This window comes from Lutibacter oceani (assembly GCF_003384935.1).
Classification (GTDB): domain Bacteria; phylum Bacteroidota; class Bacteroidia; order Flavobacteriales; family Flavobacteriaceae; genus Lutibacter; species Lutibacter oceani.
Map to the genome: position 1 here is coordinate 1 of NZ_QTTQ01000010.1, position 11,907 is coordinate 11,907.

General features: G+C 28.5%; 10 protein-coding genes. 4 read left to right on the top strand and 6 right to left on the bottom strand.

What is annotated here, in order from left to right; all coding sequences use genetic code 11:
* Positions 1-486: 486 nt before the first annotated feature.
* The 5 genes from BX611_RS05500 to mnmE all read right to left on the bottom strand — a co-directional run bounded on the left by BX611_RS05500 (position 487) and on the right by mnmE (position 5,170).
* Complete coding sequence (locus BX611_RS05500) at positions 487-948, bottom strand: hypothetical protein (protein ID WP_115879012.1); 462 nt, start codon at positions 946-948, stop codon at positions 487-489.
* Between the two features lie 53 nt (positions 949-1,001).
* A complete protein-coding gene (locus BX611_RS05505; RefSeq protein WP_115879014.1) occupies positions 1,002-1,772 on the bottom strand; it encodes a helix-turn-helix domain-containing protein in 771 nt (256 codons plus the stop codon).
* Positions 1,756-2,895, bottom strand: a complete 1,140-nt coding sequence (locus tag BX611_RS05510) for a tyrosine-type recombinase/integrase (RefSeq protein WP_115879016.1) — start codon at positions 2,893-2,895, stop codon at positions 1,756-1,758. The genes BX611_RS05505 and BX611_RS05510 overlap by 17 nt, the downstream gene beginning before the upstream one ends.
* A 7-nt stretch (positions 2,896-2,902) precedes the next feature.
* Positions 2,903-3,475, bottom strand: a complete 573-nt coding sequence (locus BX611_RS05515) for a helix-turn-helix domain-containing protein (RefSeq protein ID WP_115879018.1) — start codon at positions 3,473-3,475, stop codon at positions 2,903-2,905.
* 309 nt (positions 3,476-3,784) lie between these two features.
* On the bottom strand, positions 3,785-5,170 hold the full coding sequence (gene mnmE, locus BX611_RS05520) for a tRNA uridine-5-carboxymethylaminomethyl(34) synthesis GTPase MnmE (RefSeq protein ID WP_115879020.1): 1,386 nt from the start codon (positions 5,168-5,170) through the stop codon (positions 3,785-3,787).
* A gap of 161 nt (positions 5,171-5,331) precedes the next feature.
* Here mnmE and pheT point away from each other — a divergent pair, with 161 nt between their 5' ends.
* Positions 5,332-7,758 carry a phenylalanine--tRNA ligase subunit beta gene (gene pheT / locus BX611_RS05525; protein ID WP_115879022.1) on the top strand — a complete coding sequence of 809 codons (2,427 nt, stop codon included), beginning with the start codon at positions 5,332-5,334 and terminating at the stop codon, positions 7,756-7,758.
* A gap of 249 nt (positions 7,759-8,007) precedes the next feature.
* Positions 8,008-9,045, top strand: a complete 1,038-nt coding sequence (locus BX611_RS05530) for a quinone-dependent dihydroorotate dehydrogenase (RefSeq protein ID WP_115879024.1) — start codon at positions 8,008-8,010, stop codon at positions 9,043-9,045.
* Here BX611_RS05530 and BX611_RS05535 read toward each other — a convergent pair.
* Positions 9,042-9,536, bottom strand: a complete 495-nt coding sequence (locus BX611_RS05535; RefSeq protein ID WP_115879027.1) for a GNAT family N-acetyltransferase — start codon at positions 9,534-9,536, stop codon at positions 9,042-9,044. The genes BX611_RS05530 and BX611_RS05535 overlap by 4 nt on opposite strands.
* A 149-nt stretch (positions 9,537-9,685) precedes the next feature.
* Between BX611_RS05535 and BX611_RS05540 the strand changes: the two genes are divergently transcribed.
* On the top strand, positions 9,686-10,549 hold the full coding sequence (locus tag BX611_RS05540; protein WP_115879029.1) for a hydroxymethylglutaryl-CoA lyase: 864 nt from the start codon (positions 9,686-9,688) through the stop codon (positions 10,547-10,549).
* A gap of 158 nt (positions 10,550-10,707) precedes the next feature.
* A complete protein-coding gene (locus tag BX611_RS05545; protein ID WP_115879031.1) occupies positions 10,708-11,850 on the top strand; it encodes a hypothetical protein in 1,143 nt (380 codons plus the stop codon).
* Positions 11,851-11,907 lie beyond the last annotated feature (57 nt).

Genomic DNA, 11,907 nt, shown 5'->3' on the forward strand with positions numbered 1-11,907 from the left:
AAGGATCTTAACTAGATTTATCTTAAAAATTACAAATTATAATAGAATGCTAATCATTTTTCAATAGAACTAAAATTTTCCTCTGGCACTATTAATGCCAACTTGTTATATCCTTATAAAATATACGTTTATCCCCATCAAATTAACGGGATAAAGGTAGTTTTCAATATGTTTTATCAATTTTTATCAACCTAAATTAATTGCATAAAAAAAGATGCTAAAATTTAGCACATCTTAATTTTTAATAAAATCTCATTATTGTTTAGCAATTTTTAAATATTAAGGTTAACACTCAAATTTAAGAAGTAAAATCGAATTTTTAAATGATAATTATCATTATTGTAAAATCAAAGGTTTGCAGGTAAGGTCTTTAGCCTTTGTGATTATTAGTAACTCCTCAACTAATTATTATCTAGATATTCTTTAGAGTAGGTTTTAATTAAATTTAGAAAAATTAAAACATTCCAATATTGTTAATTTTTTTTATTAAATAATATTATGTGTAGGATTGCTATAATTCGGATCTGAAAAATATACGATTGTATTTGTTGCCATATCGAAATAGGGTAGAGCTCCATCATATCTTCTTTCCATATTTTGGATTAAACAATATCTATTTTTTTTAAATAAGGTTTTAAGTTCTTGAAAATCTTTTTTAGTTACAGGTTTATTTTCTTCTGGTTGAAATGCTTTTACTATTTCTTTTAGTCCATCAGCTAATAGGGTTCCAGTTGCAGCATTCCCAACACCAGCAAAACTCATTTCATCTACTTTTAACTTTGAAGGTTTTGATATTGTTTCAGTTGCAACTGATTTATCACTTGATACTCTATTTTTATGATAGTTGTATTTTTTTCTGCATTTTGATGAACAAAATTTCTGACGACCTCTTTTAGTTGGTTCATATTCCTTTTCACACAAATGACATATATAATTTCCTGTTTCCATAGTTTTTATTTTAACGTCTAATTAGACGTTAATTAGACGTGTAAATTCAATTTTTAGCTATTTTTTAATAAATATTCGTTTGCTTTTCTTTCTAAATCATCTTTAGTAGTTCCTTTTCCTTTTTCCATCCACTCAATAATTTCTGATTTTTTGAATTGCAGTTTTGCTCCATTTTTATAGAAAGGTATCTTTCCTTTATGTTTTAAATCGTAAATAGTTGCAGCGGCGTAATTTGTCAATTCAGCTACTTCTTTAACATTTAAAAATAAATCTTCAATATTATTATTGTTACTAATTTTTATTTTTTCACCTTTTGAAGGTGGATAAATTTTCCTATGTAATTTTTCAAAAAGAGGTAAAGTTTCCAAATTTGTGTGATAATCTATCAGTTCAAATTTCGTAAAATTATTTAGCTGAAACATCAAATTATAAAGATCATAATTATTTTTTAAAATTCTGGACGTTTCTTTTATAGCATCAAGTTCGGCTATTTTAGATATAATTTCAATTAAATTATAAGTAGAATTATTTTCAAAACCAGCAATAAATGGTTTAATACTATATTCTATTATATTGTTAATTTGATCGTCCTCATAAATTGAATGTCTGTTGTTAAATAAAACCATTACTTCAAGATATGGATCATCCATAAAGTAGTTCAGTTTTGAAGTTAATAACTCATTAGAAATAGTTAATAAGGAATTGCTAGTATAATTGAATGTTTGGTTTAGTTGTTTTGCTAAAATCAACTGGTCTTTAAAAAACACTTCTCTTTCTTGGAAGATTTTATCGTATGTTTTGGTATAATTAATCTGATAATCCATGTAGATCTAAATTTATTCTATTTGCGGCTTCAATTTTAGTTTTGTCTATAACTTTTGCATAAATCTGAGTTGTAGCTACATTTTTATGGCCTAATAATTTGGAAACAGTATAAATGTCCGTACTATTAGCTAGTTGCAGCGTTGCATAGCTATGTCTAAAATTGTGAAAACTTATTTTTTTATGTATTCCGGCATCTTGCACCCATTTTTTAACGGTTTTTGCTACTTCATAATATTTTAGTGAAGTAAATATTTTTCCACTGGTTGTCAATTCTTTTTTTAAAATACTTATGGCAATATCGGAAATAGGTTGATTTTGAATATTTCCTGTCTTTTGTTCTTTTAGTTGAATATAATGTCCTTGATGTTTGTCTACAAAAATCATTTCCCAAGTCAAATTATAAATTTCTACAAATCTCAACCCTGTCAATGCCGAAAATAATGCAGCTCTTTTTATTTGTGGCTTTTTTATATCAGTATTCCATAATTTTTCCAACTCTTTCTCTGTTAAATACTCTCTAAATGTTTGTTCTTGTTTTATGTAGTCAGCATGTTGAGCAAGGTCAATTGAAATAATTTGTTCTTTATAAGCTCTCTTTAAAATATTTATGAAATGTTTGTAATAGGATGCAGCCGTATTTTGAGCTAATTTTCTTTTTGAAGATTTTATAGTATTTGTAGTTAGTAAAAATTCACGATATTTTTTAACCATTTCTATGGAAAGGTTTCTAGAGCTGATAGTTTTTCCAACAAATTTTTTAAAATATTGAAAGGAAGCATTCCAGTTTAGGTAATTATTGGTGCCTTTGTTAAAATACTCCAACACAATTTTTTCGTAGTACTCAACAAAATTAATATTGATGTCCACATTTTCTTTAAACCCAAATTCTCTATTTCTAATTTGAACCAGTCTTTTTGCTCTAATTAATTGTGCAAACTCTACGGTAGTTTTGTTATGTTCTTTATCTATTAGTGAAGTTGGTTTGTCAAAAACGGTTAATTTTAAAAATTCTCTTCTGGTTTCTTTTCCAGTTTTAGGACTAATAATAGGAGGAAAGTAGTCTAAATACAAACTTGATTTACCATTCGCTATTTTTTTATGTCGTAAGGTTACATTAGCCATATCGTTATTATAAATTTTCTGGGTTTCCTAGTAACTTTTTTATATCAGTTTTAAGAACATATGTATAACTTCCAATTTGGACTTTATCTACTAAATGATTGATTAAAAGTGAATAAAGACCTTTTTCACTAATGCCATATAAATTTATTATTTCACCAATATAATAATAATTATTTATATTAAAATTAGCTTTTATGTTTTCAACTTGATCCGGTATATAAGTTTTTGAATGGCTTTTAATCATATCTTCTATATCCGATCTATGAATAATAATTCTTGCACCTATTTTTAATACTTTTAACTTTTGATCTTTGATAAGTCTGTAAATTGTAGATCTACTTAAACCTAAAAGTTCACAAGTTTCTTTAATAGATAAGTGCGCTTTGTTATTTAATAAATATTGTTGTTTATATATGCTCTCTTTGATAGCTTTTTCGTTTTGTTGACTTTCTGATATTTCCCCTTTTTTTATGCGTATTTTATAATGTTTTTTATTGCAATCTGGACTACAATATTTTGTAGTAAGTCTATGAGCAACAAACTCCTTGCCACAGTAGATACAATTTTTAGAAATTTTCATAATTTTTTATTTTAGAGATTTTATGTTGTTTTTACTCATTAATTATGAAGAAATTGTGTTTCAGGATGTGTTCTGTATTCTGATTTTTAAGAAAGTCATCTTGTTTGCTCAAATGTCATAATGTTTCTGGATGTGTCATTACTTCATAACCCTATTTCTCCTTTGTTGAAAACCTCAAATGAGGTACAATAAAGGTACATTTTTAATCAAAACGGTACATAAATTTACAAAATTGAAAATTTCAAAACCGTAAAAAAAGTGTTGATAACTATGGGCTTTTGGGTAGTTTTTTATGTAAAATTATGGAAATTATTTGCCGATACAGAAATTAGCGAAAATATTACCTAATAAATCTTCAGTAGTAACTTCTCCGGTAATTTCACCTAAATAATGTAATGCTTGACGAATATCAATAGCAAAAAGATCGGTACTAATATTTAAATCAATACCTTTTTGAACTTCTTTTATGGAGTTATACGCATTATTTAAGGCTTCAAAATGGCGAGAATTACTAACAATAGTTTCGTTATTACTTAAAGCACCTTTATTGGCTAATTGAGTAAGGGTAGTGGTTAACTCATGAATACCAGTTTTTTCTTTGGCTGAAAGTATAATTAGGTTTTCAAATTGTGATTTTAATTTTTGAATTTCTTCATTTGAAAGCAAATCTGCCTTATTTACAATGGTCAGTATTTTTTTTGTAGGATATTTTTCTTCTAATTCGGAAATTTTTCCTTGAAGTAATTCAATTTTAGAAGCATCAATTAAATGCAATACTAATTGTGCCTTTTCAATATTTTCGTATGTTTTTTTAATTCCAATGCTTTCAACAAAATCTTTGGTATGCCTAATTCCGGCAGTATCAATAAAACGATATGCAACACCTTCAATATTTATTTCGTCTTCAATTGCATCTCTTGTTGTTCCTGCAATATGGCTTACAATAGCTTTCTCTTCATTTAAAAGTGCATTTAATAAGGTAGATTTTCCAACGTTTGGTTCTCCAACAATAGCAACCGGAATACCATTTTTTAATACATTTCCTAAAGCAAAAGAATCAATCAATCGTTTTAAAACGACACTTATTTTTTCAATCAAATTTTTAAATTCGGTTCTGTCTGCAAATTCAACATCTTCTTCAGCAAAATCTAATTCTAATTCAATTAAACTAGCAAAATTCAATAACTGCTGACGTAAATTTTCAATTTCTGTACTAAACCCACCTCGCATTTGTTGCAATGCAACTTGGTGCGATGCTGCAGAATTTGATGCAATTAAATCTGCGACAGCTTCAGCCTGACTTAAATCCATTCTTCCGTTTAAAAAAGCACGCAATGTAAATTCTCCAGCATTTGCATTTCTTACACCATTTTTAATAAAAAGTTGTAAAATTTCTTGTTGAATATACACGGAACCATGGCAGTTTATTTCAACAACATTTTCACCAGTATAGGAATGTGGATTTTTAAATATAGAAATTAAAACTTCATCTATAATTCGCTCATTTTCAACAATATTACCTAAATGAATTGTATGAGATTTTACTTTAGTTAAATCTTTATTTCCAAATTTAGACTTGAAATGTTTATTTACAATTTCAATAGCATTTTTCCCTGACAGTCGTATAACCGCAATTGCTCCAACACCTGCTGAAGTTGCCAATGCAATTATAGTATCGTTGTTTATCTTATTCATTGCTGCAAAAATAAGGATTTTTTTAATGTGAAATTAGATAGCTGAAAACAGAAGAAGTAGTTTTTAAATACAAAAAACCAATGTCAACTTTTAGGTGCAAACTTTTAACTTTCAACTTCTATTGATTATCTTTGCATTTCGTTTAAAAAATATAAACTAAGATGAAAATATCATACAATTGGTTAAAACAGTTTTTAAAGGTTGATTGGGAGGCTAAAAAAACAGGAGAATTGTTAACCGATTTAGGACTAGAAGTTGAAGGAATTGAAACGGTAGAATCTATAAAAGGAAGCTTGGAAGGAATTGTAATTGGGAAGGTTTTAACTTGTGTACAACATCCAAACGCTGATAGATTAAAAGTAACTACTGTTGATTTAGGAAATGGAGAACCAGTTCAAATTGTTTGTGGAGCTCCAAATGTAGCTGCTGGGCAAACAGTGCCTGTTGCAACTATTGGAACTACATTGTATGATGATAAAAGTGAAGGTTTTAAAATAAAAAAAGGTAAAATTAGAGGTGAAGAAAGTCATGGTATGATTTGCGCCGAAGATGAACTTGGATTGGGAAGCAGTCACGATGGTATTATGGTATTGGATGAAACTTTAAAAGCAGGAACTCCTGCAGCAAAAGTTTTTAATATTGAAAAAGATGAGGTTTTTGAAATTGGCTTAACACCCAACCGTGCCGATGCAATGAGTCATTATGGTACTGCTAGAGATCTACGTGCAGGACTTATTCAAAATGATATTTCTTTAGAATTAATTTCGCCTTCAGTAACCGATTTTCATGTGGATGATAGAAGCTTAAGGTTTGAAGTGGTAGTTGATGATGTTGAAAAAGCACCTAGATATGCTGGGGTTACCATATCGGATATTACTGTTAAAGATTCTCCAGAATGGATTCAAAACAGGTTAAAAGCAATAGGTTTAAAACCTATAAATAATATTGTTGATGTTACTAATTATGTGTTACATGAATTAGGTCAGCCTTTACATGCCTTTGACGCTTCAAAAGTAAAAGGAAATAAAGTTATTGTAAAAACATTACCAACCGGAACTAAGTTTACAACACTTGATGAAGTTGAACGTGAATTACATGAAGAGGATTTAATGATTTGTAATGGTAATGAGGAGCCAATGTGTATTGCCGGTGTTTTTGGCGGTTTAACTTCTGGTGTAACAGAAAATACAACTTCAATATTTTTAGAAAGTGCTTATTTTAATCCAGTTGCGGTTCGTAAAACGGCAAAAAGGCACGCTTTAAATACAGATGCTTCCTTTAGATTTGAAAGAGGAATTGATCCAAATATTACTGAATACGCGTTAAAAAGAGCTGTACTTTTAATATTAGAAGTAGCTGGAGGTAAAGTTTCTTCCGAAGTAATTGACAATTATCCAACAAAAATTGAAGCTAATCAGGTGTTTTTGAGTTTTGAAAAAATGGACCGATTAATTGGAGCTGAAATTCCTAGAGAAACTGTTAAAAACATTTTAGCATCGTTAGATATTAAGTTTAATAGTGTAACCGACGGCGGAATTGGATTAACAATTCCTGCTTATAGAGTTGATGTAACAAGAGAAGCTGATGTAATTGAAGAAATTTTACGAGTATATGGTTTTAATAATGTTGAGTTTTCTCATAAATTAAATACGTCTATTTCTTTTTCAGAATTTAATGATGTAAAAATTGAAAACATTCTTTCTAACCAATTGGTTTCACAAGGTTTTAATGAAACAATGGCAAATTCTTTAACAAAAGCTAGTTATGTTTCATTAACAGATATGTTGAGTGAAGAAAATAATGTAGCCATGTTAAACCCTTTAAGTAACGATTTGGGAGTAATGCGCCAGTCGTTGTTATTCAGTGGGTTAGAATCTGTTATTTATAATATTAACAGAAAGAATAATGCGTTAAAATTCTTTGAATTTGGAAAAACGTATCATAAGTTTGAAAGTGGATATTCAGAACAAAAACATTTAACTTTATTTGTATCAGGAAACAGAACAAAAGAGCGTTGGAATGTTACTCAAAAAAAATCAGATTTCTTTTATTTGAAAGGAGTAGCAGTTGCATTATTACAACGTTTAGGAATTAAAAAACTAAAAACAACTCCAACTAAAAACGATGTATTTTCGGAAGGAATTACATTGAGTTTAGGGAAAATTAAATTGGTTGATTTGGGTGTTATTAAACGCTCAATTAATAAAGAGTTTGGTATAAAACAAGAAGTTTTGTTTGCTGATTTTAATTGGGAAAATTTACTTAAAGTTGGTGGAAAGACTTCAATTAATGTTTCTAATTTACCAAAATTCCCAGCTGTTAAAAGAGATTTTGCATTGTTATTAGATAGTGAAGTAACATTTAATGAGATATATAATTTAGCTTTTCAGGCTGAGAAAAACTTATTAAAAGAAGTTGATTTATTTGATGTATATGAAGGTGAAAAATTAGAAGAAGGGAAAAAATCTTATGCAGTTAGTTTCTTGTTGCAAGATGAGAACAAAACTTTAGAAGAAAAGCAAATTGATAAAATAATGCAAAAATTGCAACAAACATTTGAAAAGAATGTAGGCGCTACATTGCGTTAATTTTAAAAAACAATTTAAAAGCCTTTAGATATTAATCTAAAGGCTTTTTTTTGGTACACTTGGTTTGTTGCAACGTAATTTTTTTTTTGCGGACTTGTAAAGTCTTCGAAAGGCTCAGACTGGTAAAAGAGTTGTGATTAATTATTCAAACACCCAAGTTACACTGAACTTGTTGAAGTGTTTTTAACTTCTTATATTTTATAATACATAAATCATAACTTTTTTATAATTTTGCACAAACATAATTCTATGTACAAAAGTGTTATCCGCCCATTATTTTTTCTTTTTGATCCAGAAAAAATTCATCATTTTACATTTTCATTAATTAAAATACTTTCAAAAATTCCTGGGATTCCATTTATTTTCAGAAGTTTATTTCAAATAAATGATAAAAAACTGGAGCGTAATTTATTTGGATTAACATTTAAAAATCCAGTTGGTTTAGCTGCAGGATTCGATAAAAATGCAGTTTTATACAATGAATTGGCCAATTTTGGTTTTGGTTTTATTGAAATTGGTACAGTAACTCCAAAAGCTCAGGAAGGAAATCCTAAAAAACGTATTTTTCGCTTAAAATCGGATAAGGGTTTAATAAATAGAATGGGGTTTAACAATGGAGGTTTAGAAGTTGCAATTGAAAAATTGAAAAAGAATAAAGGAAAAGTTATTATTGGCGGGAATATTGGTAAAAATACCGATACAATGCCTGAAAATTATACAAAGGATTATTTAGCGTGTTTTGTTGCATTGCATCCTTATGTAGATTATTTTGTGCTAAATGTAAGTTGTCCTAATGTTGGAAGTCACGCAAAATTAACAGATAAAGATTATTTGATTGAATTAATTACTGCAGTTCAAAATTCAAATAAAACATTTTCTAAACAAAAGCCAATTTTATTAAAAATTGCACCGGATTTAAACAATATTCAATTAGATGAAGTTATTGAAATAGTTGCTGAAACAAAAATTGATGGTGTAATTGCTTCAAATACTTCGGTTAACAGAGAAGGTTTAATTGCTTCAAAAGAGCAATTAGAGGCAATAGGAAACGGAGGTTTAAGCGGTAAACCTATTAGTGATAGAAGTACAAAGGTGATTAAATATTTGGCAGAAAAATCCAATAAATCTTTTCCAATAATTGGAGTTGGAGGAATACATACTGCAGCAGATGCACTGGAAAAAATGAAAGCTGGAGCAGATTTAGTGCAAATTTACACAGGCTTTATTTATGAAGGTCCTGCATTGGTTAAAAAAATAAATAAGGCTGTATTAAAACAATTAAGTTAATCAAGTTGTAATTCCATAACAAAATCGTCCATAACGTAACCATTTCCAATATCCATTATTTTTTCTTCAGTAATTTTAAAGTTTAATTTTTGATACCATTTTATAGAATTAGTATTGTATTTATTTACGGTTAGCCAAATAGTTTTAATATTTCTTTCATGCGCTAAATTTTTAGTAAAATCAATTAATTGTTTACCAAATCCAGCACCTCTAGCGTTTTGATCAATATAAATTTTACTTATCATCATTTTTTTTGTTGCATTATCTGAAAGTAAACATAAATATCCAATAGCTTTTTTGTTATCAGAAATTAAAAAATATTCGTAACCATTTTTTATTTGTGAACTTATAGCATTAAAATTTTGAAATTTTTCAAGCATAAAATCTACCTGATTTTGACCAATTATTGGGACATAGTGGGCATTCCAAATTTTATAAGCCAATTTTTCAACAGTTTTTATTTCAGTATTTTCAGATACTTTTTGAATCATGATTTAATTATAGATAATTGGTGTTTTTAGTAAAATTAATTTTTCTAAATTTAAATAAATATTACAAGAATTTTAGTATTAAATATTTTAATTCTTCAATTAAAATGAAGCTATTATATTCCTAATTCTATTTGTATATTTGAAGCTATATGAATAAGGTAAAACTCATAGAATGCCCGCGTGATGCAATGCAAGGAATAAAATCGCATTTTATTCCTACAAAAGCTAAGGCACAATATATAAATGCATTATTAAGAGTGGGTTTTGATACTATTGATTTTGGCAGTTTTGTATCTCCAAAAGCAATTCCTCAAATGAGAGATACTGCAGACGTACTTTCTAAATTAGATCTTACAAAAACTGAAAGTAAATTATTGGCAATTGTTGCTAATATTCGTGGTGCGGAAGATGCTTCAAAATTTGAAGAAATTGATTATTTAGGTTATCCTTTTTCTATTTCAGAAAACTTTCAAATGCGAAATACGGGTAAAACTATTTCCGAATCGATTAACATATTAAATGAAATTTTAAATATTTCAGCTAAAACGAATAAAGAAGTGGTTGCTTATTTATCAATGGGTTTCGGTAATCCTTATGGAGATCCTTGGAATGTAGAAATTGTTGCAGCATGGACAGAGAAATTGGCTAAAATGGGTGTTAAAATTTTATCATTATCTGATACTATTGGCAGTTCAACACCCGAAATTATTAAATACCTTTTTTCAAATTTAATTCCCATTTACTCTACTATTGAATTTGGTGCACATTTACATACCACACCAACAACTTGGTTCGAAAAAGTAGATGCAGCATACAAAGCTGGTTGTAATCGTTTTGATGGTGCAATTAAGGGTTATGGTGGTTGCCCTATGGCAAAGGATGAACTTACGGGAAATATGCCAACGGAAAAACTCATTACTTATTTTAATCAACAAAAAGCTTCAACAAATATTAATGCTATGAGTTTTGAAAGCGCATATAATGAAGCATTAAAAGTATTTGAGCAATTTTAATTATCACATTTTCAGCTTAATAATTTTGTACTTTTTTAAAAATTATGACATATGTCATACTATTTATAATTATTCTAAATAAGGCTTTGTTATGTAACGGTAGTTACATACATTTGCAGTGTTATTTAAAACAAGTCTAAATAAAAATAAGTTAAAAAATGAGAAATTTAAAATTACTATTTGTAGCAATATTAGTGAGTAGTATTGGATATTCACAGGGAAATTCAGGTGATACATATCAAAATTCAGCAAGCAGAATATTAAGTACTAACTTAGGAAAATCGATTACAATTGGTGGATATGGCCAAATTGATTATAACGAACCAGATGGTTCGAAAGCAGGGAATATTGATGTTCATAGATTAGTGATATTATTTGGTTATAATTTTAATGAAAAAGTAAGTTTTTTAACTGAAATAGAATACGAACATGTAAAAGAAGTGTATGTTGAACAGGCATTTGTAAAATATAAAGCAAACGAAAATTTAAATGTTTTAGCAGGATTAATGTTGGTACCAATGGGTATTATTAATGAATTTCACGAACCAACAACTTATTATGGTGTGGAACGTCCAAACGTAGATAAATATATAGTTCCAACTACTTGGAGAGAATTAGGAGTTGGTATTTCAGGTAATATTGATAATGCATCTTTAAAATATCAGGCTTATTTGTTTAATGGATTTAAATCTTTTGCTGGAGGAGAAGGAGTTTTAAGAGGTTCTGACGGATTAAGAAAAGGACGTCAAAAAGGTGCAGAATCTGTAGTTAATTCACCTAATTTCTCTGCAAAATTAGATTATTACGGAATATTAGGTCTTCGTTTGGGAGTTTCTGGTTATTTTGGTAAAACTCAAACAGATGATAGTTCTATTTCAGCTAGTACGGTTGGTGTTTCTATGATTGGTTTAGATGCACGTTATAAATTCAATAACCTGGAATTAAGAGGGCAATATATTACAACTAGTTTATCTGGTACGGAAGAGTATAATGCTTTAACAGGAAAGGACTTAGGTTCAAAAATGAATGGTTTATATGGTGAGATAGCCTATAATTTTGATTTAAAAGGAGTAGAAAAATTAACACCTTTTTTACGATATGAAAAACACAATACACAAGCAGAAACTCAGGGGAATTTAGAAGCAAATGATGCCTATGATCGTAACGAGTTGATTTTTGGATTTAACTATAAAGTAGCAGAAGGAGCGGCTTTTAAAATAGATTATCAATTAATGAATAATGCAGTTTCAGGAAGTGATACTTCTAAGCAATTTAATGCAGGTGTTGCAATTTGGTTTTAAAAATTAGTATTGAAAAGAGGCTCAAATTATTTAATAGCCATAAATTTTTACAGAGCC